Annotated in this window: 23 protein-coding genes; 12 read left to right on the forward strand and 11 right to left on the reverse strand. The window is 70.7% G+C overall.

From position 1 onward, the window contains the following. The first annotated feature begins 42 nt into the window (after positions 1 to 42). Complete coding sequence (locus L3Q65_RS20820; RefSeq protein WP_220508686.1) at positions 43 to 564, forward strand: type VII secretion system-associated protein; 522 nt, start codon at positions 43 to 45, stop codon at positions 562 to 564. Positions 565 to 823: 259 nt separating this feature from the next. Beyond that, positions 824 to 1,936: a hypothetical protein gene (locus tag L3Q65_RS20825; RefSeq protein WP_182896535.1), complete on the forward strand. Its 1,113-nt coding sequence runs from the start codon at positions 824 to 826 to the stop codon at positions 1,934 to 1,936. Positions 1,937 to 2,388: 452 nt separating this feature from the next. Here the strand turns inward: L3Q65_RS20825 and L3Q65_RS20830 are convergent, their stop codons facing one another. Then, the gene (locus L3Q65_RS20830; RefSeq protein ID WP_237600584.1) at positions 2,389 to 3,399 is read right to left on the reverse strand and encodes a helix-turn-helix domain-containing protein; all 1,011 of its coding nucleotides are present in this window, start codon (positions 3,397 to 3,399) and stop codon (positions 2,389 to 2,391) included. A 168-nt stretch (positions 3,400 to 3,567) separates the two neighbouring features. On the opposite strand from L3Q65_RS20830, the gene L3Q65_RS20835 reads away from it, so the two are divergent. Beyond that, complete coding sequence (locus L3Q65_RS20835) at positions 3,568 to 5,460, forward strand: putative Ig domain-containing protein (RefSeq protein ID WP_237600585.1); 1,893 nt, start codon at positions 3,568 to 3,570, stop codon at positions 5,458 to 5,460. 184 nt (positions 5,461 to 5,644) lie between these two features. Continuing rightward, positions 5,645 to 5,968, forward strand: a complete 324-nt coding sequence (locus L3Q65_RS20840) for a hypothetical protein (protein WP_182896532.1) — start codon at positions 5,645 to 5,647, stop codon at positions 5,966 to 5,968. Here the strand turns inward: L3Q65_RS20840 and L3Q65_RS20845 are convergent. From L3Q65_RS20845 to L3Q65_RS20860, 4 genes are read right to left on the reverse strand one after another with little or no spacing between them, the layout of a single operon-like run. Beyond that, positions 5,941 to 6,897, reverse strand: a complete 957-nt coding sequence (locus L3Q65_RS20845; RefSeq protein ID WP_237600586.1) for a ribokinase — start codon at positions 6,895 to 6,897, stop codon at positions 5,941 to 5,943. The genes L3Q65_RS20840 and L3Q65_RS20845 overlap by 28 nt on opposite strands. After that, a complete protein-coding gene (locus L3Q65_RS20850) occupies positions 6,894 to 7,928 on the reverse strand; it encodes a phosphotriesterase (RefSeq protein WP_182896530.1) in 1,035 nt (344 codons plus the stop codon). The genes L3Q65_RS20845 and L3Q65_RS20850 overlap by 4 nt, the downstream gene beginning before the upstream one ends. Beyond that, on the reverse strand, positions 7,921 to 8,916 hold the full coding sequence (locus L3Q65_RS20855) for a DMT family transporter (RefSeq protein ID WP_182896529.1): 996 nt from the start codon (positions 8,914 to 8,916) through the stop codon (positions 7,921 to 7,923). The genes L3Q65_RS20850 and L3Q65_RS20855 overlap by 8 nt, the downstream gene beginning before the upstream one ends. A 31-nt stretch (positions 8,917 to 8,947) precedes the next feature. Further along, positions 8,948 to 9,700 (reverse strand): glutamine amidotransferase, encoded by a 753-nt coding sequence (locus L3Q65_RS20860; protein WP_182896528.1) that lies wholly within the window; start codon positions 9,698 to 9,700, stop codon positions 8,948 to 8,950. A 111-nt stretch (positions 9,701 to 9,811) separates the two neighbouring features. On the opposite strand from L3Q65_RS20860, the gene L3Q65_RS20865 reads away from it, so the two are divergent. The 4 genes from L3Q65_RS20865 (at position 9,812) to L3Q65_RS20880 (ending at position 13,547) form a co-directional block, all read left to right on the forward strand. Further along, on the forward strand, positions 9,812 to 10,801 hold the full coding sequence (locus L3Q65_RS20865) for a LacI family DNA-binding transcriptional regulator (protein WP_237600587.1): 990 nt from the start codon (positions 9,812 to 9,814) through the stop codon (positions 10,799 to 10,801). Further along, the gene (locus L3Q65_RS20870) at positions 10,798 to 11,856 is read left to right on the forward strand and encodes a M20 family metallopeptidase (protein ID WP_237600588.1); all 1,059 of its coding nucleotides are present in this window, start codon (positions 10,798 to 10,800) and stop codon (positions 11,854 to 11,856) included. Before L3Q65_RS20865 ends, L3Q65_RS20870 begins: the two co-directional genes overlap by 4 nt. A 463-nt stretch (positions 11,857 to 12,319) precedes the next feature. After that, a complete protein-coding gene (locus tag L3Q65_RS20875) occupies positions 12,320 to 13,330 on the forward strand; it encodes an aldo/keto reductase (protein WP_237600589.1) in 1,011 nt (336 codons plus the stop codon). Positions 13,331 to 13,361: 31 nt separating this feature from the next. Further along, on the forward strand, positions 13,362 to 13,547 hold the full coding sequence (locus L3Q65_RS20880) for a hypothetical protein (protein ID WP_182896524.1): 186 nt from the start codon (positions 13,362 to 13,364) through the stop codon (positions 13,545 to 13,547). 2 nt (positions 13,548 to 13,549) lie between these two features. On the opposite strand, the gene L3Q65_RS20885 is transcribed toward L3Q65_RS20880, so the two are convergent. Genes L3Q65_RS20885 through L3Q65_RS20910 form a run of 6 tightly spaced genes read right to left on the reverse strand, consistent with a single transcriptional unit; the run spans position 13,550 to position 21,632 of the window. Continuing rightward, positions 13,550 to 14,884, reverse strand: coding sequence for an MFS transporter (locus tag L3Q65_RS20885; RefSeq protein ID WP_182896523.1), 1,335 nt, complete (start codon positions 14,882 to 14,884; stop codon positions 13,550 to 13,552). A 45-nt stretch (positions 14,885 to 14,929) separates the two neighbouring features. Beyond that, complete coding sequence (locus L3Q65_RS20890) at positions 14,930 to 16,120, reverse strand: 2Fe-2S iron-sulfur cluster-binding protein (protein WP_237600590.1); 1,191 nt, start codon at positions 16,118 to 16,120, stop codon at positions 14,930 to 14,932. Then, positions 16,117 to 16,929, reverse strand: a complete 813-nt coding sequence (locus L3Q65_RS20895) for a xanthine dehydrogenase family protein subunit M (protein ID WP_182896521.1) — start codon at positions 16,927 to 16,929, stop codon at positions 16,117 to 16,119. Before L3Q65_RS20895 ends, L3Q65_RS20890 begins: the two co-directional genes overlap by 4 nt. A gap of 7 nt (positions 16,930 to 16,936) precedes the next feature. Continuing rightward, a complete protein-coding gene (locus L3Q65_RS20900) occupies positions 16,937 to 17,716 on the reverse strand; it encodes an enoyl-CoA hydratase/isomerase family protein (protein WP_182896520.1) in 780 nt (259 codons plus the stop codon). 2 nt (positions 17,717 to 17,718) lie between these two features. Continuing rightward, entirely contained in the window at positions 17,719 to 20,133 is a 2,415-nt protein-coding gene (locus tag L3Q65_RS20905; RefSeq protein ID WP_237600591.1) for a xanthine dehydrogenase family protein molybdopterin-binding subunit, read from the reverse strand. Next, positions 20,130 to 21,632 carry a class I adenylate-forming enzyme family protein gene (locus L3Q65_RS20910; protein WP_182896519.1) on the reverse strand — a complete coding sequence of 501 codons (1,503 nt, stop codon included), beginning with the start codon at positions 21,630 to 21,632 and terminating at the stop codon, positions 20,130 to 20,132. The genes L3Q65_RS20905 and L3Q65_RS20910 overlap by 4 nt, the downstream gene beginning before the upstream one ends. A 100-nt stretch (positions 21,633 to 21,732) precedes the next feature. Between L3Q65_RS20910 and L3Q65_RS20915 the strand changes: the two genes are divergently transcribed. The 4 genes from L3Q65_RS20915 (at position 21,733) to L3Q65_RS20930 (ending at position 25,757) form a co-directional block, all read left to right on the forward strand. Then, positions 21,733 to 22,308: a PadR family transcriptional regulator gene (locus L3Q65_RS20915; protein WP_182896518.1), complete on the forward strand. Its 576-nt coding sequence runs from the start codon at positions 21,733 to 21,735 to the stop codon at positions 22,306 to 22,308. Positions 22,309 to 22,498: 190 nt separating this feature from the next. Beyond that, a complete protein-coding gene (locus tag L3Q65_RS20920) occupies positions 22,499 to 23,314 on the forward strand; it encodes a GAF and ANTAR domain-containing protein (RefSeq protein WP_182896517.1) in 816 nt (271 codons plus the stop codon). Further along, a complete protein-coding gene (locus L3Q65_RS20925) occupies positions 23,311 to 24,369 on the forward strand; it encodes an ANTAR domain-containing protein (RefSeq protein ID WP_182896516.1) in 1,059 nt (352 codons plus the stop codon). The genes L3Q65_RS20920 and L3Q65_RS20925 overlap by 4 nt, the downstream gene beginning before the upstream one ends. After that, positions 24,366 to 25,757: an ATPase domain-containing protein gene (locus L3Q65_RS20930; RefSeq protein ID WP_182896515.1), complete on the forward strand. Its 1,392-nt coding sequence runs from the start codon at positions 24,366 to 24,368 to the stop codon at positions 25,755 to 25,757. The genes L3Q65_RS20925 and L3Q65_RS20930 overlap by 4 nt, the downstream gene beginning before the upstream one ends. The last annotated feature ends 204 nt before the right edge of the window (positions 25,758 to 25,961 follow it).

Below are 25,961 nucleotides of genomic sequence, written 5' to 3' on the forward strand. Positions count from 1 at the left end.
TTCCGCCCGGTAGATTCACCGGACGCGAAGGAGGTACCAGCGATGTCCGAGGACCAGTGGGTGCTGCTGGTCGACCCGGCGTGGCACCCGGCGTCGACGACCGACGGCGCCGAGGTCCCGAGCCCGCCGCCGCAGGCCGTGGTCGGCGGCTGGCTCGCGCGCGAAGACGGGTCCGTCAGCCGCTTCGAGCCCAACCCGTCCTACGAACCCGCCGCGGAAGACTCCCCGACCGACCCGCTGGACGCCGTGCTCCGCCTGACCGCCCGCGGCGAAGCGGACTTCGACCAGTTGGCCACGGTCTTCCGCGAATCGGCCTTCGCGGTGGCCGTGGACACCGACGAATCCCCGCTGGTCGCGCCGTCGCCGGACAACATCCCGTGCCTGCTCGTCACGACGGCCCCGGCGCACCGCCGCCGAGTGCGCGCCGCCGGCTGGCGTCCGGCCGCTCCGGTCGACCTGCTCCGCTTGCTGAACGACTACGACGGCGTTGACTTGCTCCTCAACCCCGGATCCCCGGGGTGCCTGCGGCTGCTCGCCGACAGCGTCCGGGAGATCGGCGGCTGACAGCCGCCCGTTCCGGGCAATCAGTTCCGGTGAGAGCCGCGCAGGCCCCTTCGGCCCGGACCGGCACAGTTCGAGCGCACCTGCAGCGACGCCTTTGAATCCCAGGCCTCGGGGGTTCGAACAGGCGCGGCACCTGATGCACCGCTCTTGTGAGTTCGGAAACTGCATCACTCTGTCGTGCTCCCGCTCAGGCCCCGGTTTTTGTCGGTGGTGCGCGCGATGATGTCCGGGACAGCAGCCGGCTTGGGGAGGAACGGCGATGAGAGTGTTGATGAGCGGCGAGGCAAGAGTCGAGTACGGGCACCTCTATGTGAGGACCTGGCCGGACCTGCCTGATCTCGCGGAGTCTTTCGGCGGCCAGCGAAACGGGCTGTGCGGCGCCGCGGTGCCAGGCACGCTGTCGCTGGTCACCGGACTGGCCCATGGCTGCGTCGTCTTCCGGGTGGAACTGCACGACGAGGCCCCGCCGGTGGACGACGCGTGGGAAGACATCGTCGAGGCGTCCTTCCGGCCCAAGGGCGAAACCGCGCTGGTCGGCTTGGACGGCGAGGACCCGCGGCCGCTCGATCTCGACGTGGTCGACTACCGGGTCCGCTACAGCGGGAGCCGGATGGACGAGGCGCACCGGCTGGGCATCCCGGAGGGCGAGGAGTTCGAGCCGGACCGCTATCTGCTGCAGTTCTGGCCGGGCCCGCCGGAACCGGACCGGGTGGTCAAGCAGACCAGCGGGACCGCCGCTTACTGGCATAAAGTCGCCAGGGAAACGCCGCCGCCTCCGACTCCGGAGGAGAAAGCCGAAGCGCGGCGCCTCGTCCAGCAGGAACGAGAACGAGCCGCCGTGGAAGCGCGCCGCCAAGCCGAGATACAAGAGTGGGGCGGAAGCCTGCCTGTCGAACGGCTGCGTCAATTGGGGGGCCACGCACTGAGCGTGGCGAAGCTGGACCGCCCGCTGGTCGACGCTCTCGCGGAGACAGACCCGGAGGTCCAGCGGCAGGTCGCCCGGTGGACAGTCAGGCGCGCGTACGCGGAGGCCCACCTGACCGAGGTCGACTGGATAGCCCCCGCGCTCGCGGCGATGGAACAGGGCGGCCCGTTGCCGCCTCCCTTCGACGACGACCGGCGCGCGTGGAACCTTCTGCTCACCGACGAACGGGTTCCGCGCACGACGGCCACCTCGCCGGACGGACGGAGCGACAACTGCCTGCAGCAAGCGATGGCTTTCCCGGCGATGTTCTCCGCTCGGGAACCGGACCCGCTCGCCGCCGCCTTCGAGGCACTCTGGTCAGCCTCGGTGGCCTTCGGCTACGGGCGACACGGCGTGCTGTTCGCCGAGCTGAGGCAAGCGTTTCCGGCGCTCGCTGGAGAGGGGTGAACGGTCTGCCAGACGTCAGCAGAGTGCTGGTCATGCACGCTGAGCGGCCGTCGCTCTAGCGGGAAAGCGTTCGGCCGCAACCGAATCGGTGCTGCGGCGCGTTCGGCTCAAAGTGGAACTGCCCGGGCTGGCTCTGCCCGTCCGGGGCCAACCGGTGGAGGCGCGCGAGGCGAGCCGAAGCCGGTTCACCGCCCTGTGCCAGCGACCTGGTTCTAGCGACGTGGTTCTAGCACGCCAACCACGCACCCGTCGGCATCCGGCCAGCCGGACCGCCCCGGCTCACAACGGCGTCGACCGGGCCGGCGAAGCGCTGGCTGTCCACCGAGAGCCAGAAGTTGTGAGTCGCGGGGCAAGGCGCACTGAGACCAGTCCACCGCCCCGGACCGGCGGCCCGGCCTTCCCGCACGCCCACCACGCACCCGTCCGCATCGACCCAACCGGACCACCCCAGCTCACAACGGCACCGACCGCACCGGAGAAGCCCCAGCCTGGCTGTCCACCGACAGCCAGTCATTCCGAGTCGCATGCAACGCGAGCTGAAACCGGTTCGCCGCCCCGGTACGGGCCATCAGGTTCTCCAGATACCGGAACATCGTCCGCCTGCTCACGCCGAGCACCCGGGCCACCTGGTCGTCGGTCAGTCCCGCGGCGAGCAATGCGAGGAGCCGTCGTTCGCTGGGGCGGATCTCGGGGCCTGAGGTGTCGTCGGCGAGGCCGAGGGGCAGCGCGACCTGCCAGCACATGTCGAACAGCCCGGCGAGCGCGTCGAACAGGCCGCACGAGCGGATGAGCAGCACGGTGCGGTCCGCGCCGGACAGGGCTGCGCAGTCGTCGACGATCAGGAGCTTCACCGGGACCTCGGGCAGCACCCGGGCCTCCTCCCCGCGTTTGCCGCAGGGCAGGATGTTCTCCGCGACGTACTCGGGGCGTTCCAGTGCGAGCCGCCCGTAGACGGCGCGATAGCGGACGCCGCGCGCCAGGTTGTCCAGTTCGATCTCGTTGGCGTCCGCGTCGGCGTAGTACGGCGGCGAGTCCAGGCCGCGGACCTCCGTCCGCGCCGCCCGCTCCAGTTGCTGCACCCGTTCGGCGGCAGCGGTTCCGCTGACCACCTCGATCATCGGGTCGGCGTCGTAGCGCGCCGAATGTCTGCGGTACTCCTCGTACAGGCGCGTCATCGCCGCGCGCGCTCCGGCCAGTTCGGCCTCGCGTTGCCTGCTCAGGACCTCCAGCACCGGTTCCGGACGCAGCGCGGACATCGGCGAACCGGGTCCGTCGACCGGGCCGGCCAGTCCGATCCCGGCGAGCACCGCCAGGACGCGGCGCACCTCGCCGGGGTCGCGGCCGGTCTCGCGCGCTAGCCGATCAGGCGGAACCGGTCCCGACGAAAGTAGGTCGAGATAGATTTCTGCTTCGTCCGCTTTGAGCCCGAGCGTCAGGAGATGGCCGATTGCTTCGGGAACCATTCGGAGGCACCTCCACCGGGCTGGCCGACACCATTGCGCCACTGGCACCAGCGCGTCACCGCCAGGGCTGAACGAACTGTAGACAACTGGGCACCGAATGGCCCGACGCCGTTCGCAGGAAATTCCCTGGGAGGGATCGTGTCCCGTTCAGCCCGAAGAATCCTTGCCATGGCCGGTTTCGCGGCCTTGGCCCTGACCGCCCCGGCCCTGCCCGCCGTGGCCGCGCCCGCCGCGGCGCATCCGACCGCCCGCGTCTGCGCCGAGAAGGCCAAGCCCGGCATGGTCACGTGTTTCGCCGAGCGCCAGACCGACACCATGCGCGCGCTGCTCTCCCCCGGCGCGCTGCCCAGCGGGTTCGGCCCCGCGGACCTGCGCTCCGCCTACAACCTCACCGCCGCGGGCAGCGCCTCGGCGACGGTGGCGATCGTCGACTCCAACGACGACCCCAACGCTGAATCGGACCTCGCGAGCTACCGCTCCACCTACGGGCTCCCGCCCTGCACCACCGCGAACGGCTGTTTCAAAAAAGTGAACGAAAACGGGCAAACCAGTCCGCTTCCGTCCGCCGATTCCGGCTGGGCGGGCGAAATCTCGCTCGACGTCGACATGGTTTCGGCGATCTGCCCGAATTGCCACATTCTGCTCGTCGAAGCGAATCAGCCGAGCATGGCCGATCTCGGCACCGCGGTGAACACTGCTGTGTCGATGGGCGCGAAGTACGTCTCCAACAGCTACGGCGGCGGCGAGGACGGTTCCGAACCCTCCTCCGACTCGAGCTACTTCCACCACCCCGGGGTCGCGATCACCGCGAGCACCGGCGACAGCGGCTACGGCATCAGCTACCCGGCCTCTTCGCAGTACGTGACCGCGGTCGGCGGCACCTCGCTGTCCCGCAACAGCAGCGCGCGCGGCTGGGGCGAAACCGCGTGGAGCGGCGCGGGCAGCGGCTGCTCGGGCTACGTGGCCAAGCCCGCGTTCCAGAACGTGACGACCGCCTGCGGCAAGCGCGCGGTCGCCGACGTCTCGGCCGTGGCCGACCCGCAGACCGGCGTCGCGGTGTACCAGACCTACGGCGGCAGCGGCTGGGCCGTGTACGGCGGCACCAGCGCGTCCGCCCCGATCATCGCGTCGGTCTACGCCCTCGCCGGCACGCCCGGCGCGTCCGACACTCCCGCCGCCTACCCGTACTCGCACACCGGCAACCTCAACGACGTGACCTCCGGCAGCAACGGCAGCTGCTCGTCCTCGGTGCAGTGCAACGCCGGCCCGGGCTGGGACGGCCCGACCGGTCTCGGCACCCCGAACGGCACCGCGGCGTTCACCGCGGGCGCTCCGAGCGGCGGCGTCACGGCGAACAACCCGGGCAGCCAGAACGGCGTCGTCGGCACCGCGGCGAACCTGCAGCTGTCGGCGTCCGGCGGCAGCGGCGGATACACCTGGACGGCCACCGGCCTGCCCGCCGGATTGTCGATCAGCTCCGGCGGCCTGATCTCCGGCACGCCGACCACCGCGGGCACGTACTCGGTGACCGCGACCGCCAAGGACTCCTCCGGCGCCACCGGTTCCACCACGTTCAGCTGGACGATCGCCCCGACCGGCGGCGGCGCCTGCTCCGGCCAGAAGCTGGGCAACCCCGGTTTCGAGAACGGCACCAGCCCGTGGACCGCGTCCAGCGGGGTCGTCAGCACGTCGTCCAACGGCGAACCCCCGCACAGCGGCACCTACCTCGCCTACCTCGACGGCTACGGCAGCGCGCACACCGACACGGTCTCGCAGTCGGTGACCATCCCCTCGGGCTGCCACGCCACGCTCAGCTACTACCTGCACGTCGACACCGCCGAGACGACCACCTCGACGGCGTACGACAAGCTGACCGTCAAGGCTGGTTCGACCACGCTCGCCACGTACTCGAACCTGAACCAGGCGAACGGATACCAGCTGCGCACGGTTGACATGTCGGCGTACGCCGGCCAGACGGTGACGCTCACCTTCACCGGCGCCGAAGACTCGAGCCTGCAGACGTCTTTCTGCCTCGACGACACGGCACTGACCGTGAGCTGAGTTCGAACCGACCGAGTTCCCAGGAACGGCCGTCCCGTGCGCGGGGCGGCCTTTCCGTTCTGGTCCTGCCGAAGGCAGCGCCCGCGGAAGCGGGTACGAACGGGCAACCCGGAAGTCCTCAGCGCAACCGGGTTCCTGGAGGCACGTCAGTGCGTATGACGAGATCGGACATGACGGAGACGCGATGCCTTACTCGGTGTACCTGGTGGCGCCAGCGGTGGTCGGCGGAGTGATCGCGGCTGCCGCGGTTCTCTCGATGACTCGCCGCCGCATGAGCAGCCGTAATGCGAAGCTGGCCGCCGCAGCCGCCGGCACGGCATGGGCGCTGGGGTGGTACTTCACCGCGCTGATGGCATTGTTCGGCGTCGTCGTCGCTGCCGCGGCCTACGGCTCGGCGCGCTTCTTCATCCGCTTCGACCAGGCCATGGTCGCCGCCCTCGGCGCATACGTCGTGTTCATGGCCGGTGCCGGTTACGTGCTCTACGTCGGCCTCGACGCCATGGGCTGACCTTCCTGTTGCGCGCACACCTCAGCCAAGGTCGGCAAGGAGGGATGCGCCCCGTGCCGCGTCACGACGACCGCGGCCACTTTCGCCGCGAACCCGCACGCCGCAACGACATCGGCGGTGATCGGATCGCCGGGAAGCTCCGCGAGCCGGGCAGCGAGCGCTCCGACGAACGAATCTCCGGCAGCAGTGGTGTCCACCGCCCGGACGGCGACCGCCGGGACATGCGCGGACGACGACGCGTCGAGGACCGCGCATCCCTCGGCTCCCAGCGTCACGATCACCCACCGGCAGCCCGCCGCGAACAGGTCGGCGCTGCCGCGGCGCAAACCGTTGCCGTCGAAGGGATCCTGGCCGGTGAGCTGCCGGAACTCGATTTCGTTCGACACCACCACGTCGCTGAACGGCAGCAGCTTTCCGGCCGCGTCGGCGGCGGGCGCGGTGTTGAGCACGGTCAGCACCCCGCGTTCGCGAGCGGCCGCGAAAGCGCGCTCCGTCGCGTCTGCCGCTGCTTCCAATTGGCCTGCTACTACCCGAAGGCTCGGCAATGCGCCGATCGCCGTTTCGGCTGCCGCAGCGGGGATGTCGGCGTTCGCCCCGGCAACGACGACGATCGAGTTGACGCCCTCCGCGTCGACGGTGATCGCGGCTCGGCCGGTGGGCAGTGCCGATCGCCGCACGTGGGTGACGTCCGCGCCCTCGGCGGCGAGAGCGTTCAGGTACTCGTCGCCGTCCTCGTCCTGGCCGACGCAGCCGATCACGGCCACGTCCGCGCCGAGCCGGGCGGCGGCGACCGCTTGGTTGCCGCCTTTTCCGCCCAGTTCCCGGCTCGTCGAGAACCCCATGAGGGTCTCCCCCGGCTCGGGAATCCGCGGCGCTTGGACGATGTGGTCGACATTGAGCGAGGCGACGACAGCTACGGCCGGGCTCATGCGGTCAGCCAGTGCGCCGGGACGTCCCGCATCAGCCGGGCCACGGCGTCGGCCGGGACGCCTTCTGCTTCGAGCAGATCGGCGAAAATCGTCGGCACGAACACCAGCCCGTTCCCGCCGTTGCCGGTCCACATCTGCTTCAGGAACAGGTCGTGCGACAACATGATCTGCTCCCCGAAGCCCTCGTGCACCCATCGCGCCACGGCGTGCGCGGTCTGGGACACCGTCGGCGCCACGCCTTCGCCGGGGAACGAGATGTCGAGGCCGATCATGTCGAACTCCAGCAGCACGCCGCGTTCGAGAAGCTCGCGCTGGTAGCCGGGATCGCCGCCGGACGGATCGCTGTGCGCCAGCGCGACTTTGCCCGGAAGCGCACCGCATTCGTCCAGCACCAGGTCGAGCACCTCATGCCCGCGGCGTTGCCAGCCCGGCATGTGGATGTTGAGCCCGACGTTCGGCCGGTCCGCCTGCGCGAGTGCCGCGGCGCGCAGCGAAGCCCGTTCCCCTTCGGTGAAAAACGGCGAGACGCCGACCTCGCCGATGACGCCGGCCCGGATGCCCGTTTCGCCGACGCCCTGGTCCAGTTCCGCGAGAATGCGCGAGGTTTGCGCTTCGACGGCGACCGCGGTGATGCGCTCGCCCTCGAACTTCTCCAGGTACGCACCGGTGCCCATGATGACGGTGACTCCGGTCGCCTCGGCCACTGCCGCCAGCGCTCGCGGGTCCCGGCCGATCGCCGCGCTGCCGGTCGCGTCGACCACCGTGCCGCCGCCTGCCGCGGCGAACGCGGCCACCTCGCGCACGACGCTCGCGTGGTCCTTCGCCGCCACGTTGTCGGCGCAGCAATAGGGATCCTGGCGAAGCAGGAACTGCCAGCCGGGCCCCACTTCCGCTTCGACGAGCCGGCGGGTGGAGGCGTAGGAGGGTTCGGCGACCGCGGAGGACAGGTCGTTGAAGAGGTGTTCGTGCGGCAGCACCAGCCCGAGGCCCGCCGCGTCGACCGGACCGAGGACCCCGCGCACCTCAGCCACGACGCACCTCGGCTGGCTGGGCGAGAACCGCCGGTTCGGCCGTGTGCCGGGACGGGATCATCGCGATCGCCGCGGCCGCCAGCGCCACGAGCGCGCCGAGGACGGTGACCAGGTGCAGGCTGGAACCCGCCGCGGGAGCGACGACTTCGAGCAGCAGCGACCCGATGAGCTGGCCGGCCGTGGAAGCCAGCCCCAGCAGCAGGAGCCCCAAACCGCGCACCAGCAAGGCCATCAGCGCGATCGACAACAGGCCGAGCGGCCCGCCGAAGTACATCCACCACGTGCCCGGCAACGCGAAGTGCGCGCCAGCGGCCGCCATCCGCACCGCGTACACGAGGCCGAGCGCCACGAAGCCGATGAGGAAGTTCCAGGTGATGGAGATGAACATCGAGCCGGACAGCAGGCCGATCTCGGAGTTGCCCGCGGGCTGCCAGCCGGCGAGCAGGCCGCCCACGAACGGCATGATCGCCAGCGCGATCATGTGCGGGGCCGACCAGTTCGGGGACACGACCAGCACCGTGGCGCAGATCGCGAGGATCGCCCCGGCGACCCGCGGCGCGCTCATCGCCTGCTTGAACGGGACGCCGATGCCGAGCCGGTCGCACACCACGCCGGAGATGACCATGCCGGAGATCAGCGAGGTCTGGAAGATCGCCACCCCGAGGAAGCCCACCGTCACGCCTTCGGAGAGCACGATCACCGCGCCGCACAGGCCCGCGAAGAAGTTCCACCGCGGGATCTCGCCGCGCACCAGCTGACCCGGCAGGCGGAAGAACGCGGTGCGCGTGCGGGCGCGCGCCAGCACGATGATCAGCATCAGCACGAGTCCGGTGCCGAAGGACACCAGCGCGGCGGCGTGCCCGTCGCCGAGCTCGGTGCCGAGATGCCCGTTGACCAGCGACTGCAACGGTCCGAGCATTCCGGCGAAGACGGTCGCGATCGTCAGCACGACGACCGAGGTCGCGCGGCGGGTGGGTGACGTACTCATCGAATCCTCCTTGATCCCGAGTGCGCGCGGCTCAGATTTCGCGGCCGGCGAGCCAGGTCAGCGCCTGGGCGAAGAGCTTGCGGTAGCCCTCCCAGCTCATGAACTCCTCCGGAGCCCAGTGCGGGGAGACGTCCGAGGTGAACGCGAGGGTGCGGCCCTCGCCGAACTGGCGCGCGGCCAGCATGACGTCGCCCTCGACGGTGGCGAGCAGTTCGGCGTCCGGCTTCAGCGTGGTGTGCTGGTAGCCCAGCAGGATCGGCCATTCCCGGTCGAGACCGGCGACCACCGGGTGGCCGGACTGCACGACCTGGGCACGGACGCCCTCCGGGGTCTCGACGCGGTCGTCGAACGGGTCGATGTCGACCGGGAGGATCTCCTCGATCGGCGTGCGGTGGTAGTTGGCCTTGCCCTCGAAGCCCTGGAAGCTCAGGTAGCCGCCGGCCATCATCAGGCCGCCGCCGCCGCGGACCCACTCGCGCAGCAGCTTGAGCCGGTTGGGCGCCGGGCGGCCGCGGGTGAACGTGTCCGGGTGCAGCAGCAGCGTGTTGGAGCCGACGTCGGAGAGCAGCACGACGTCGTAGGCCGCGAGTTCCTCCAGCGTCTGCGGGAACTTCTCGGCCACGTCGTGCGAACGCAGGTGAGTCACCTCGACCCCTTCCGCCGCCAGCGCCGCCAGCAGCCGCTCGCACCCGATCTCCACCTGCGTGTGCGCGAACGGGTCGTATCCCTTGTGGTCGATCGTCGCACTGACCCACGACTCCCCGGCTAGCAGGACCTTGACCATCGACGACTCCTTCGGGCGAAAGCTTTAGCGTGCGTTGCGCAACATAGCGCAACATCGCCAATATAGGATGCGGTTGCAGTCGCCGTCAACGCTCGAACGGGGAGGAGCCGGATGTCGCTGGCGAAGGTGGCCCGAGAAGCCGGAGTGGCCGTGTCGACGGTGTCGAGGTACGTCCGGGGCGAACTCAACGTCGCCTCCGAGACGGCCCGGCGCATCGACGCCGCGCTGTCCGCCGAAGGGCATCCGCCCGTGCCGAAACAAGTGACCGGGCTCAGCCTCGGCCTGGTGGTCCCGTCGCTGGACAACCCGTACTTCTCCGCGCTGGCGGACGCGGTGGCCGACGCCGCCGCCACAGACGGCATCGACGTCTTCACCGCCCTCACCGGATCGTCGCCTTCGCGGGAGCGCGCCAGCGTCGAGCACCTGATGCGGGTGCCGGACGTGGGCGGGCTGATCTACCTGGGGATGAACAGCACCAACGAAGCCTTCGCGAACCGGCTGGCCGGCGACTTCCCGGTGGTCTTCCTCGACGAGTACGTGGAGGCCGCCGGGCCGCGGATCGCGCACATCACCGCGAACAGTTTCGGCGGCGCCTACCAGGCGACCACCCACCTGATCTCCCAGGGCCACCGGCGCATCGCCCACGTCGGCGGCCCGGCCGGGCTGCGGACGGCCGATCAGCGCGAGGCCGGGTACCGCGCGGCGCTGAAAGCGCACGGGATCGAGGCGGACGAAGCGATGATCGTGCGCGGCGCGTTCAGTTCGGCGTTCGGCATGAATTTCTTCGCGCACATGGCGCGGGCGGGCGCGGAGCCGACCGCCGTGTTCACCGCCAGCGACATCGCCGCCGTCGGCCTGCTCGAAGCGGCCCGCCGCGCGGGGGTCTCGGTGCCGGGAGACCTGTCGGTGATCGGCTGCGACGGGATCACCCTCGGCGAATGGACCTCGCCGCGTCTGACCACCGTTGCGCAACCGACCGAGCAGATGGCCCGCAAAGCGGTCGACGAGATCACCCGTCTCGCGGCCGGGGACAGCCCCGCGGACCACGTGCTCTCCATGCAGCTCGTCGTCCGCGAATCGACCCGGGAGCACTCCGCATGACCGACGAAGCCCTTGAGCTGCTGCGCGATCTGGTGCGCCAGGACACCACCTCCGGCGACAACGCCGCGCAGGCATCCGCCCAGGAGCTGGCTGTCTCCTACGCCACCGCCGCGGCGGGCGTACGCGTGCTGCAACGCTCCACCACCGGGCGGCCATGGGTGCTGCTCGGCACCGGTTCGGGCAGCGGGGCGCTGTTCGTGTGCCACATCGACACCGTTCCGGTCGGCTCCCCTGGCCTCTGGGAACGCGCCCCGTTCTCCGCGGACACCGACGAGGAGTACCTGCACGGCCGGGGCAGCGTCGACATGAAGGGCGGGCTGGTCGCCGCGCTGGCGGCGTTGCGCAACGCCGCGGAAGCCGGTGCCGACGCGCAGGTCCTCATCACCAGCGACGAGGAGATCGGCTGTCGCGGCGCGGCGGAGGCCGCGGGCTCGCTGGAGCTGACGCCGCGGATCGTCGTAGTGCCGGAGGCGACGCAGAACCGCGTTTCGCTCGGGCATCGCGGCGCCACGTGGCTGCGCCTCGCCGCGACGGGCAAGGCGGCCCACGGGTCCACGCCGCACCTCGGGCGCAACGCGATCCAGCTGCTCGCCGAACGGGCCCTCGGCCTGCTCGGCTCCTTTCCGCTGTCCACTGAGGACTATCTCGGCGAGGAAACCGTCAACGTCGGCACGTTCGAGGGCGGGACCGCGACGAATATCGTTCCCGCATCAGCGGTTCTGACGCTGGATGTGCGCACTGTCGGCGGTGGAGCGCCCGCGATCGCCTGGGCTTCGTCACTCGATCCGGCGATCAGTGCGGAGGTGGATCTCGATCTGCCCGCCGTGCGGACGCCGGGCTTGCCGGACGCGCTGGCCGGCCACGCCACCGCGCCAGCCGCCACCTACTTCACCGACGCCTCGGCCTTGGCCGGGTCGGTCTCCGGAGCCCCGATCGTGATCTGGGGTCCGGGGGATCCGCGCGAGATGCACGCGGCGGACGAGAAGCTGGAACTAGAGTCTTGGCGGGCGGCGTTGCGCAATTATCGCGAGCTGGTGCTGTCCGCCGCGCGCTAACCGACCTCGGTCCACTGTGGACTGAAGCCCGGCAAGCGGTCGGCGCCGTACACACTGACGGCGAGAGGAACGCACTGCGCCATTCTGATCCACCGCGGCGTCTGCTATTCCGGCGGACCTTCGACTAGCGCTACCCTCTGCCGAGCGCACCGGAAACGACCGCACCCGACCAGGATCCGCGATTGCGAGCCGCATGGACGCCGACGAAAGCGGGGCACCCCTCTCCGAGCAGTCCACGGCCGGAGTGCCGATTCCCTGGCGACCGCGTTGACACCGGCCCGCGAGCGCGGCAGCCGCGCTCGGCAGGACGACGTTCCCGAACTCCCTGACGGGCGGCCCAGTCCGTGACACCGCGCTCCTCCGGGCAATTATCGCGCGTCTGCAACTATTGTCAACGCATGTAACCTGCTGAAGCAACCCAGCCGTGAGCAGAACCCCGACAGTGCGAGAGAGAAGAAACCCCATGTCGCTCACCCACATCCTCCCCGGACGGCTCGGGTTCGGGACCGCTCCGCTCGGGAACATGTTCCGCGCCATTCCCGAGGACGAGGCCCTCGCGACCGTCGCGGCCGCCTGGGAGCAGGGCATCCGCTTCTACGACACCGCGCCGTACTACGGGGCCGGGCTGGCGGAATCGCGGCTCGGCCAGGTGCTGGCGGGCGAACCGCGCGATTCCTACGTCCTGTCGACAAAGGTCGGCCGCGTCGTTCTCGACGAGCACAGGGAAGCGGCGCCCGATTTCGGCGAGAAGGGCGGCCTGTTCGAGCACGGCAACCCCAACAAGATCCTCCACGAGTGGACCGCCGACGCGACCGAACGCTCCATTGAGGACAGTCTGAAACGGCTCGGCACCGACCGGCTCGACATCGTCTGGGTGCACGACATCGCGCAGGACTTCCACGGCGACCGCTGGCTGCAGAAGTTCGAAGAGGCCCGCACCGGAGCCTTCCGCGTGCTTTCGCGGCTGCGCGGCGAGGGCGTCGTCAAGGCGTGGGGCCTGGGCGTCAACAAGACCGAGCCGATCGAGCTGACCCTCGACCTCGACGAGCCGCAGCCGGACGGCTTCCTGCTCGCCGGGCGCTACACGCTTCTCGACCACGGGCACGCCCTCCAGCGATTGCTCCCGATGGCGCAGGAGCACAACGTCAGCATGGTGATCGGCGGCCCGTACAGCTCCGGCGTCCTGGCCGGCGGGACCCACTTCGAATACCGGCAGGCCCCGCCGGAAATCCTCGACCGCGTGGAGCGGCTCAGGGAGCTCGCGGCGCGGCACGGCATCAGCGTCAAGGCCGCCGCGCTGCAGTTCTCGCTCGCCCACCCGGTGGCCGCCGCCGCGATTCCCGGGGCCACCCGGCCCAGCCGGATCGCCGAGGACACCGCCGCGCTGGCCGAGCGCGTCCCGGCCGGGTTCTGGCACGACCTGCGCGCCGCCGGTCTCGTCCATCCCGCCGCTCCCCTGCCCGGCAACGCCTGAAACAGGGGCTTCCAGTGCCGTCAGCCGCTCCGTGCCCGCGTCGCCCAGCAGGCCTGGGACCTCGTCGGCGGATTCGGCTCCCTTCCCGGCTGAGCGGCTGGCGAGCTTCAGCGACACCGAACGCCACTACGCCTACGCGATCCTCGAAGCGTCGTTCCCGGTCACCGGCAGCTACCGCGACGGCCTCGACGCCCTGTACAAGACGCTGACGGCCTGACCTCACGACCGCACAGCGTCCACTGTGGACGCCCGGGTCTCGGTGTCCTCCATGCGCCCGCGAGTCTCCGGACTGACGGCGGTCGCGACGAGGAACACCGCGACCGTCGCGCCGAGGAAGAGCACCAGCCTGCCGGGCACCGCGTCGAGGCCGGGGCTGGCCAGGTTCACGAACGTCGGCATCAGGCCGCCGATCATGAACCCGAGGTTCCAGCACACCGCGGTGCCCCTGGCGCGCAGCGCGGTCGGATAGCGCTCGTTGAGAAAAACCAGCACCGGGGCGTAGGCGGCGTTGGCGAAGAACGCGAGCAACGTCGCGTACACCCCGATGAGGCCCGAATCCGCCGGGTCGGCGTGCGAGACGAGCCACGTCAGCAGCGGCAGGGCAATGAGGTTCACCGTGCCCATGATCAGCATCATGCGGCGGCGGCCGAAGCGTTCGCTCAGGTGCCCGGCCAGCACCGCGGCGACGATCACGCCGAGGCTGGCCACGAGCAGGATCACGCCTTGGGCGGTGCCGTGCACCCCGGTCACGCTGCCGAGCAGGGTCGGCAGGTAGCCCGACGTGAGGTAGTACTGCGATCCGGCCCCGGCGACGAGCACGATGTTCAGCGCGAACACCTTGCCGCGCCCGCCGCGCACCAGGTCGCTGATCCGCGCTTTCGCGGGCGGGCCGGCCGCGCGGGCGGCCCGCCACAGCGGCGATTCCTCGACGCCGCGGAGCACGAAATAGCTGAGTACCGCGGCGAGCAGACCGGCGAAGAACATCACCCGCCAGCCCCAGGCCTCGAACCGCGGTCCGGGAAACATCGCGCTGACCCCGATGTAGAGACCGCTCGCCATCGCCGCGCCGAGGCCCGCTCCCCCGGCTCCGACGAGCCCGGACATCAGGCCGCGCCACCGCGGCGGCACGCTTTCCGTGCCCAGCGTGTGCGTCGCGGCCACGACGCCGCCGACGAAAATCCCTTGCACCAGACGCAAAGCCAGGAACAGCACGGGCGCGAAGACCCCGACCGCCGCGTACGTCGGCACCGCGCCCATCGCCGCGGTCGACAAACCGACTCCGGCGAGCACGATCACCATCGTCTTCTTGCGTCCGGCGCGATCGCTGACCGCGCCGAAGATCGCCGCGCCCGCGGGCCGCAGCAGCACGCTCACCGCGAAGGACGCGTACACCGCGGCCAGGCTCAGCGTCGGGCTGTGCCCGGGAAAGATCAGCCTGCCGACCGTGCCGGCGATGTAGAGCAGGATGAACAGGTCGAAGAGATCGAACGCCCATCCGGCGACCGAGGACACCGCGGCGTAGATCGTGGCGCGGCGAGACTGGTGTTCGTACATACCCACCTCCTTGTGGAGCACAAACCTGGCAAACCTGGGGAGCGTTCAGCGACGCCGGAACGCGAGCCGGATCCGGTCGAGCAGCGTGCCGAACATGAGCTTCACCGCGCTGGGCGCTTTGACCGGGCCTTCCGGCGCGCGTCCGGACTGTGCGGCCTCGGCGACCGCGGCGGCGAACTGCTCGAACATGCGCCGGCTGATGTCGCCCGCGAGCGCCCGGCCGAACTGCGCGATGCGCCCGGTCAGATACACCTTCGCGTCGGCGTGCAGAACGGTGCCGTCGCCGGAAGCTTCGGTGCGCAGTTCGATGTCGGCCTGCGTCTGCGCGCCGCCGGTGTCCTGGCCTTGGGCGAGCACGCGCATCCGGCCCGCCTCGCGATCGTGTTCGAGGATCTTGGCGACGCCGTTGAACGCCAGTTTGACCGGGCCGACCGACACCCGCGCGCGGCCGGAGTACAGGTTGTCGCCGAGTTCGCCGGTCAGCTCGGCTCCGGGCAGGCACCGGGCCAGCAACTGGATGTCGTCGAACACCGTCCACACGCGACTGTCCTCGACGGCGATCCCGGTGGCGATCCGCACCGCGACGGTCGGAGCCCCGTCCGGCAGCACGATCTCCGTCGCGACCGGTTCCTCCTCCGCCTCCGGCAACGCACCGGCGGCTTGCCCGGCCGAGCGGCCCGCCAGCGCGCGCCGTCCGCAGTTGCCCGGCGCGGGGATGCCTTCCGGGAACTCCTCCTGCGTCTCGCGAACGGCCGTGACGATGTTCCGGTATCCGGTGCAGCGGCAGATCACCCCGGACAGTTCCGCGGGCAGTTCTTCCGCCGCCACCTCGGGTTTCGCGGCGAGCAGGTCGTAGGAGCTCATCAGGAACCCCGGCGTGCAGAAGCCGCACTGCAGCGCGTGATTGCGGCCGAAGGAACGCTGCAGCGGATGCAGGTCGCCGGGTTTGCCGAGCCCTTCGACCGTCGTGATCTCGGCCCCGTCGAGCTGGATCGCGAACAGCAGGCACGCCCGAGCGGCCTCGCCGTCGACCAGCACCGTGCACATCCCGCACACCCCGTGCTCGCAACCGACGTGGGTGCCGGTGAGGCCGAGGTGATCGCGCAGCGCGTCGGAGAGCGTGACTCGCGCGGGCAGCCGCAGCGTCGTCTCGGTGCCGTTCACCGTGAAGGACACCTCGACCAGCTCGCCGGGCTCCGCGCGCACCGGACGCGGCTGTCGTTCCGCTGTCGTCATGCGCTTGCCTTTCTTGTCGCAGCAGCGATTTCGCGTTCGGCCAGCACACGGAACAGCCGACGCCGGTAGTCGCGGGACGCGTGGACGTCCCCGTCGGTGTCGACCATCTCGGCGAGCAGATCGGGGGTGATCTCGTCGAGTCCGGCGGTGCGGGTGACCGGACGGTCGGAGATGCCGAAGCCGGTGAGCGCGACGCGTCCCTCCCGGACGTGCACGGCGACCCCGGCGAGCGCGAAATCGCCGTGCCTGCGCGCGATCTCCCCGAATCCGTAGCCGTCACCCTTGCCTGCCAACGGGAACCGGACGGCGGTGAGCACCTCGTCGGGACCGAGTTCGGTCATCATCGCCCCGGCGAAGAAGTCCCGCGCGGCCACCGATCGCGAGCCAGCCGGGCCCGTGAGCGTGAGGCGCGCGTCGAGGCAGCACGCCACCGCGGGCAGTTCGGCGGCCGGGTCGGCGTGCGCGAGGCTGCCGCACACCGTGCCGCGGCTGCGCAGTTCCCGGTGCCCGACCCACGGCAGCGCGAGTCCCAGCAGCGGGACCTCGCGGCTCACCGCGTCGCGTTCGACCGCCCGTTGCCGGACGGTGGCTCCGATCTCGGCGAACCCGTCTCCGCGCCGGATCTCCCGCAGCGACGCGATGCCGTTGATGTCCACCAGCACCTCGGGGCGGGCCAGCCGCATCGCCAGCACCGGCACCAGCGACTGGCCGCCCGAGATCACCTTGCCGCCCCCGCCGGAACGGGCGAGTTCCGCGACCGCCTCGTCCACAGTGGAGGGACGAGCGTAGGCGAACGGCGCAGCCTTCACGGGAGGATCACCGACCTTGGAACTTGGGCTTGCGCTTGTCGGCGAACGCCGCGACGCCCTCGGCGAAATCGTTGCTGGAGCGCAGCATCGCGTACGCCTTGCGCTCCAGTTCGATGCCCGAGTACAGCGGCGCGTCGACGCCCTTGTCCAGCACCTCCTTGGCGGTGCGGGCGGCCAGCGGCGAATAGCCGAGCAGCACGCCGACGATCCGCTCGACCTCCGCGTCGAGGGCGGCGCGGTCGGGCACCACGTTCGCGACCAGGCCCCAGTCCCCCGCCTGCTGCGCCTTGATCCGGCTGGCGGTCATGATGTGGTACTTCGCCCGCGAAAGCCCGATCAGCCGGGCCAGCCGCTGCGTGCCGCCGGAACCGGGGATCATGCCGAGCCGCATCTCCGGCAGCGCGAACTCGCTGCGTTCGGTGCAGACCCGGATGTCGGTGGACAGCGCGAGTTCGAGGCCGACGCCGAAGCAGTAGCCGTCCACCGCGCAGATCACCGGCTTCGGGCTGCGCGAGGCGGCGGTGACGTTGTGGCCGAGGTCGGTGAACGCGACCGGTTCGACCTCCATGAAGCCGGCGATGTCGCCGCCCGAGGAGAAATGCTCGCCCTCGGCCCGCACGACGACCGCCTGGATGTCGTCGTCGGCGTCGATCTCGGCGAAGCGGTCGGCCATGACCTGCCGCGTCTCCCACGTGATGATGTTGAACTTGCCGTGGTCGAGCGTGAGGTAGGCGACGCGGCCCTCATGTCCGCGGTGCAGCCGGATCTCGCCTCCGGTGAGTGCCATGGTCAGTTGTTCCCTTCCTTGGTTGCCGCGCTGCGTTCGAGCAGCTCGTGCACGACGTTGCCGTGCAGGGGCAGGCTTGTGATCGCAACGCCTTCGGCCGACAGCGCGTCGGCGACGGCGTTCGCGATGGCGACGGGCAGGCTCATGCAGCTGCCCTCGCCGCAGCCCTTCGCGCCGAGTTTCGTGAGCGGCGAGGGGGTTTGCAGGTGGTCGCTGTCGAGCTCGTAGGCCGTTTCCGCCGTCGTGGGGCAGAGATAGTCCATGAACGTCGCGGTCGGCTGGCCGTTTTCGGTGTAGCGCATCTCCTCGTAGAGCGCGCCGCCCAGCGCGTGCGCGAGTGCGCCGTGCACTTGGCCTTCCAGCAGCACCGGATTGAGGATGGTTCCGGCGTCGTGCACGCTGTACACCTGCTCCAGCCGGACCTCGCGGGTCTCGCGATCGATGCGCACCACGACCAGTTCCGCGACGAATCCGTAGCAGAGGCTGGAGTTGATCTGATCGCTGCGGCTCGGCGCTTTCGACTGCGGCGGGGTGAACGCCGCTTCCTCGTAGAGCCGCGCGGACACGCCGTCGGGCAGCGAGCCGGGGTCCCAGTGCACGAGCCCGGCCGCGTGCCGGAACGACACCGAGTGCTCCGGGTTTCCCGTCTCCCGCACCAAGCCGCCGGACAGTTCGACGCCCGCCGGGTCGACGCCGAGCAGCGTCGCACCCGCGACCTTGACCGTCGCGGCGATCCGTTCGCTCGCCTCGACCAGCGCGCTGGTCAGCAGCGGAGCGAACCGGGACGAGTAGCTGCCGGTGCTGATCGTCCACGGCGTCGTGGCGGTGTCCATCTCGACTACCGGCCGCACCTGTTCGCGCGGCAGGCCGAGCTGATCGGCCACAACGGACTGTGCGACGGTCGCGTGGCCCTGCCCCTGCGGCACCGTGCCCAGCAGCACCGAAACGAGGCCGTTGGGGTCGACGCTGATCCGCACGTGCTCGGTCGAACCGGACTTCCCCCGGCCCGCGGCCCGCTGTTCGGCGGGCGTGGCGAGGCCGACGTAGCCGATGTTCGTGGCCGACGGGTCGACGATCGTCGCGACGCCGATGCCGAGGTATTCGCCGCGCTCGCGGGCTTCGGCCTGCCGCCGCCGCAACGCCTGGTAGTCGCTGTTCTTGACGAGCAGGTCGAGCGCCCCGTGGTAGTCGCCGGAGTCGTAAATGCCGCCGGTCGGGGTGGCGTAAGGGAAATCGCCGACGAAGTTGCGGCGGCGGAGTTCGATCGGATCGAGACCGCCAGTCCGCGCGATCTCGTCCATCAGGCGTTCGAGGCCGAAGTAGAGCTGCTGGCCGCCGAAACCGCGGTTGAGGCCGGTCGGCGTCTTGTTCGTGACGACCGCGCGCGAGCGGATCCGCACCGCGTCGATCCGGTAGGCGCCGGTGATGTTGCCGAAGCACCGGTAGAGCGTGCTCGGCTCGGGCGGGCGCAGGTAGCCGCCGACGTTGTCGACCAGGTCCGCACGCAGGCCGGCGACCCGGCCGTCCGCGCCGATCGCGGCCTCGAACCGCATTTTCCGGTCGGACCCCGCCGAACTGGCCAGCAGGTGTTCGACGCGGTCCTCGGTCCAGCGCACCGGCCGTCCGGCGTGTTTGCTGGCGAGCGCCATCAACGCGACGTACGGGTAGATCGCGGCTTTGATGCCGAAGCTGCCGCCGATGTCGGCGGGCACGCGCAGCCGGATCCGCGACGCGGGCACGCCGAACGCCCCGGCGAGCACCGCGACCATGGAGAACGGACCGTGGAAGTTCGCCCACGCCTCGACGGCGGGCCCGTCCGCTTCGTCGCGCCACTCCACGACCACCGAACCGCACTCCATCGGCGTGGACGAGTAGCGCGGGAAGTCGTACTCCCGCGCGACAACGCGATCGGCCGCGGCGAAAACCGCGTCCACGTCGCCGAAATCGAAGGTGCGGTCGGTGGCGACGTTGCTCTCCGCCGTGTCGTGCAGCAGCGGCGCGTCCGGAGCGAGCGCGTCCTCGATGTCGATCACCGGCGGCAGCGGCTCGTAGTCGACCTGGACGAGTTCGGCCGCGTCCTCGGCGGCGTACCGGTCGGCCGCGACGACCACCGCGACCGGTTCCCCGACGAACCGGGCCTTGTCCACCGCGGTCGGGTAATACGGCATCGGCGTCTTCACCGCGAGCGGGAACGGATTGAGCCCGGCGGCCACCTCCTCGGGCCCGAGCACCGCGGCGACGCCCGGATGGCGGCGTGCGCGCTCGAGGTCGACCCGGCGGATCCGCGCGTGCGGATGCGGGCTGCGGACGATCGCCGCGGTCAGCGTCCCGGCGAACGGGTCGAGGTCGTCGAGGAACCGGCCGCGGCCGGTGAGCAGCGCCGGATCCTCGATCCGCGCGCACATCCGGTCCGTCACGGCGCCTCCTGCACATCGGGTGCGGCGAGTTCGCGGCGCAGGATCTTGCCCACGCCGGACTTCGGGATCTCCGGCACCGCGACGACGCGCTTGGGCCGTTTGAGCGAGGGCAGGCCGGACTCGTCGCGGGCGAACCGGGCGACCGCCGCGACGGCCTCGTCCGGCGTGATCCCGTGCTCCGGCACCACGAACGCGGTGACCGCCTGGCCCCACCGGTCGTCCGCGGTGCCGGTGACGACCACCTCGCGCACCGCCGGGCACGCGGCGAGCGCGTTCTCGATCTCCTCGGGGTAGAGGTTCTCGCCGCCCGAGTTGATCATGTCGTCGATCCGGCCGGACACCCACAGGTCGCCCTCGTCGTCGGCGACGGCGAGATCGCCCGGGAAGTACCAGCCGCCGCGGATCGCCTTCGCGTCCGCGTCGGGACGGCGCCAGTACCCGGCGAACGCCTCCGGGCTCGCCATCGACACCGCGATCTGCCCCTGCTCCCCCGGTCCGACCAGGTCGTGCGGGCTCGCGTCCGGCTCCGGCCGCACCAGCCGGACCCGGGAGAAGACCCCGGCACGCCCGGCACAACCCGGTTTGGCCGCCGAGTCCGGGCCGATGGAGAAGGTGTAGATCTCTGTGCTGCCGTAGTGATTCACGAACGACTGCGGCGACAGCGCGTCCTGCAGCTGTCCGGCCAGCGAGGTCGTCATCGCCGCTCCCGCGTACCCGATCTTGCGCACCGAGGCGGCTTCCCCGAGGCGACCGGTGCGCAGGAGCGACCAATAGATCGTGGGGACGAGGAAGAGACTGGAGATTTTCTCGCGCTGGACGAGTTCGAGCGTCTCCTCGGCGTCGAACCGGACCTGCGGCACCCAGGTGCCCGCGGTGAGCACTGTGGACAGAAGCGTCCGCATGCCCATGGTGTGGAACAACGGCATCACGCCGAGCGTCGCGTCGAAATAGGACTGTCCAGTTTGGATGATGTGCGCGAGCGCGGAATAATGCTCGGCCGCGTGACTGCGGGGCACGCCTTTCGGTTTCCCCGTGGTGCCAGAGGTGTAGAGCATGACGCTGATGTCGTCGTCGCGCACCGGCACGAGCGGAGCCGGACCACCTCGTCCGGCGCGGTGGTCGAGCTCGTCGGCGGAAACGCCGGCAACCCCGTCCAGCGCCTCGGCCGCCAACTCGGCGTTCTCCTCGTCGTAAACCACCAGTGCCGGCTCCGCGTCCGCCACGCAGTACGCGAGCTCCGGCGCCGCGAACCGGAACGACAGCGGAACCGAAACCGCGCCGATCTTCTGTACCGCCAAGTGCGCGCTCGCCAGCGGCAGCCCGCCGGCGAGCACGAGCACGACGCGGTCGCCCGCGCGCACTCCCAGTTCGCCGAACGCCCTCGCCAGCCGGCTCGTCCGGTCGTCCCATTCGGCGTAGGTGAGCGGACGCGCGCCGCCCACCGCCCGCCGGGACGGATAGCGCTCGGCCGTCCACCGCATCGCCGTGCCCAGGTCCATCAGTGCTCCGTTGCCGCAGTCCGGGGCGGAAGATCTCCGCTATGATCTGTTTCAGACCATCTGTTTCAGACGGTCAGGACCGTACGGTAGCCTTCGGGGCATGTCAAGCGTGCGGTTGTCCACGACCTCGTACGTCGTGCTGGGCATGATCGCGCTGCGCGGCGCGTCGACCCCCTACGACCTCAAGCGCGCGGTCGGCCGGTCGATCGGCTATTTCTGGACGTTCCCGCACGCGCAGCTGTATTCGGAGCCGAAACGGCTGGAGGACGCGGGCCTGCTCGACGTGCACGAGGAGCAGCACGGACGCAGGCGCAAGCTGTACACGATCACCGAAGAGGGATCGGCCGCGCTCCGCGGCTGGCTGGCCGAACCGGTGCACGAGCATTTCGAACTGCGAGACGTCGCGGAGATCAAGCTGTTCTTCAACGAACTGGGCGAACTGCCCGACGTCGCACGCCTGGCAGCGAGCCAAATCGAGCAGCACGAACGCCGCATCGCCGAATACCAGGACATGAAAGACCGCTTCGGCGAGGTCCACGACGTGGCGAACCGCATGGTCACCCTGGAACTGGGGCTGGGCATGGAGCACGCCGCGCTGGAATTCTGGCAGCGCGTGGCGGGCCAGGTCGAACGCGGCGAATTCCCCGCTGCGGCAAGGCAGCCCGCAAACCGGTAGCGAACACCCTCGCGAAACCGTGCGCGATGCCGCCGCCGGACGGCGAGCGGCCCGGCGCGTCCGCCCGGCGCGGCGGACGGCGCACAGGGCCGGAATCCTCCGCCACTAGAGCCTTGTTGCTCTGGCCACGTTGGACGGCCGGTTCTAACGTCGCGGTTCGTGCAGTCCTCCGGACGGAGAGGCGCGGACTGTGGTGATCGAGCAGGAGCTGGCCAGGATCTACGAGGCGATCCGGGCCCGTGCGCTGGCCGAGGGTTCCCCGGTGGCGCTGCGGCACGTGGTCCAGGTGTGCCAGGAGGTGCTGGCGGCCGACGGCGTCGGAGTGCGGCTGAAGGAGCGGTTCGGTCTCGGCGAGCCCGCCTACGCCACCGATCCGCGCGCCGAGCGCGTGCTCGAACTCCAGATCACCGTGGGAGAAGGTCCCGGGCTGACGGCGCTGCGGCGCCGGTTCGCGGTGCTGTCCGCGGAGCTGGACGAGCCGCGGCGGTTCCGGCAGTGGCCGCTGTTCGCGCCCGCCGTGGTCGAGGAGGGGCTGCGCGCGGTGTTCGCGTTCCCGCTCGCCACCGGGGCGGCGTCGCTGGGGGTGCTGGAGATCTACCGCGAGTCCCCGCATTCCCTGACCGACGGCGAACTGGACCTGGCGCTCACGATGGTCCAGGTCGTGACCGGCCACCTGCTCGCGAGGGTGGCCCTCACGGCGTCGGGCGAGGCGGAGGCGATCGTCGACGAGCGGCTCTACCGCCGCTGGCGCACCGTGCACTCCGCCACGGGAATGGCCGCGGCCCAGCTGGGCTGCCCGGTCGCGGAAGCCTCGCTGCGGTTGCGGGCCTACGCGTACGTCAGCGGCAGGCGGCTGTCCGAAGTGGCCGACGACGTGGTCGCAGGCGTACTGCGCCTGCCTCCTGACCATCCGTCGTGGCAGCACGACGACGACCGCGACAAAAACGACGCGGACGACCGCGGCGACGAAAGCCATGGCGGCGAAAGCGGGAGGCACCCGGAATGAACACGCTGAACGGCGAGTGGGCTTCGCTGCTGCTGGAGACGGCTCGGGCGGTGACCGGCCGGCGGACCGGACTCGACGCCGCGTATCTGCTCACCCGCGTCTGCACGCGCTTGCCCGGCGTGGACGCGGCGATCGTGCTGCTGCCTGACGACCGCGGCCGCGGCGTCGCCCTCGCCGGGACAGACTGGCCGCTGGCCGACGATTTCCTCGCTTTCCGCGCTGACGAGGACGTGTGCGCGACGCCCGGGGAAGCGACCGGTTACGCCGACCTCGTCGGTCAGGCCGCCCAGCGGCCGGGACTGGCGCGGCTCGCCGTCGAGCACGGCATCACCGCGGTGCAGACAGTCCCGATGGAGGCGTTCGACGCGCTCGTCGGCACCGTCGTGCTGGTCAGCCGCGCGCACCGGACGCTGTCCGCCGACGAGATCGCCGTCGTGCGAGGCTGCGCCGGGATCGCCGCGACGGTCCTGCTGGCCGACGCCGTCGCCGACGATCTGCCCTCCACCGCCGTGCGGCTGACCCGGCACACCGCGCAGCAGGACCAGATCGAGGTCTGGCAGGCCACCGGAATGCTCGCCGCCCGCCACGGCGTGGACCTCCCCTCGGCGGAGGCCATGCTGCGCGCGCACGCGCGGGACCTGGCCCAGCCGCTCGTGCGCAGCGCCGAGCACGCGGCGGACGGCGGCGCGGACGAGTTCGCCGGTCCCGGCCACGACACGCGGATCCTGGTGGTGGACCCGGACCGCTTCACCGTCAGCTGTTTGTCGGACGCGCTGCGCGCCGCCGGATTCGACGTCACCGCAACCGTTTCCGCGGCTGCGGTGCTGAACTCGCTCCCGCCGCCGCTGGCGATCATCGACCAGACCGCCGCGGGCGCGGGCGACCTGATCCGGGCCCTCGCCGAGGGACCGGGCACCCAGCTGATCGTGATTTCGCCGTCGGCGGTGCGGCAGAGTCCGCCGGCCGCCGCCCGGGTGCTGCCCAAACCGGTGCACCCGTCGCAGGTGCTGGCCATGGTCCGCGATCTGCACCCCGCGGCCGGGAGAGTCGCGTGACGAAACAGCGATTGGCCAGCGGATGCGAACGGCTGGACGCGATACTGGGCGGCGGGCTGATCGACCCGTCGATCACCCTGCTGGCGGGAGCTCCCGGGTCCGGCAAGACCGTGCTGGCCCAGCAGTACGCGTTCGCCAACGCCGACCCCGCCCGCCCGGTGGTCTACTTCAGCACCCTCACCGAACCGCTCACGAAGATCACCCAGTTCCTGGACGGCCTCGAGTTCTGCGCGCCGGACCGGATCGGGACGTCGGTGCTGTTCGAGGACCTCGGCGACGTGGTGACCGAGGGCGGGCTGAACGCCGGTCTCGCCCGGCTCACCGAGATCGCGACCCGCACCCGGTGCGGCATCCTGGTCGTGGACAGCATCAAAGCCCTGCGCTACGGCTCCCAGGACCAGGCCGCCTACACGCGCTTCCTCTACGAATTGGCCGGACGGCTCAGCGCGCTGGCGACCAGCACCCTGTGGCTGGCCGAATACGACAGCGCCGAACTCGCGTCGTCGGCCGAGTTCACCATCGCCGACGCCACCATCGCGCTGTCCACGCAGGCCAGCGGCCAGCGCACCAACCGCGCGCTGCAGGTGCTCAAGCTGCGCGGCAGCACCTTCCTGCCCGGCTGGCACACCTACCGCATTTCCGAGAACGGGCTGGACGCGTTCCCCCGGCTCAGCGATCCGGCCGTCGGCGAGGGCACGGTCGACCCGGCGGCCACCGCACGGGCGAGTTCGGGCATCCCCGGCCTCGACGCCATGCTGGGCGGCGGATTCTGGCCCGGTTCGAGCACCATCGTGGCCGGGCCGCCCGGCTCCGGGAAGACGGTCATCGGCCTGCACTTCGCCTACCACGGCGTGGAGCTGGGCCAGCACAGCACTTTCACGACGCTGCAGGAGAACTCGCTCCAGCTCAACCGGGCCGTCCGCAGCCTCGGCTGGGAACCGCGGTCCGACTCCGTCACGCTGCGCTGCGAATCCCCCAACGACATCTACATCGACCAGTGGTTCTACGACCTGCTGGACTCGCTGACCGCCAGCCGGACCCGCAGGCTGGTCATCGACAGCCTCACCGACCTCGCCGCGGCGTGCGACGACGACCAGCGGTTCAGCGAGTTCCTGCATTCGCTGCTGGGCCGCTGCGCCCAGGTGGGCATCACCACGCTGCTCACCTTGGAGATCCCGGACCTGTACGGGCAGGCGGGCCTGTCCGGCACCGGGATCTCGCACCTGTCCGACAACGTGATCCTCTTGCAGTACCAGCGCTCCGGGGCGCGCATCGACCGGGCGCTGACCGTGCTGAAGACCCGGGCCAGCACGAATCTCCCCTACACCACCGCGTTCGAGGTCACCGGCCGCGGGATCGTGATGGACGGGAAGCCGGATCGCGCGTGACGATTCACGCCTCAGGTTCGGTCTCGTCCGGGCGATCGCCCCCGGCGGAACCCGCCCGTCGATCTGGTCGATGTCCCGCAAGGAAAATCGCGGTGCCGGGGTGACCGCCCGCGCTCCGGAAGGATTCCGGTTCTGCTCGTCGGCGGAGCCCAGAGACAGGCTCTTGTGCAATGGTTTCCGCGGATACGCCAACAGCGCCAGAAT

The sequence above is a fragment of the Amycolatopsis sp. FU40 genome (assembly GCF_021903635.1).
Lineage (GTDB): Bacteria > Actinomycetota > Actinomycetes > Mycobacteriales > Pseudonocardiaceae > Amycolatopsis > Amycolatopsis dendrobii.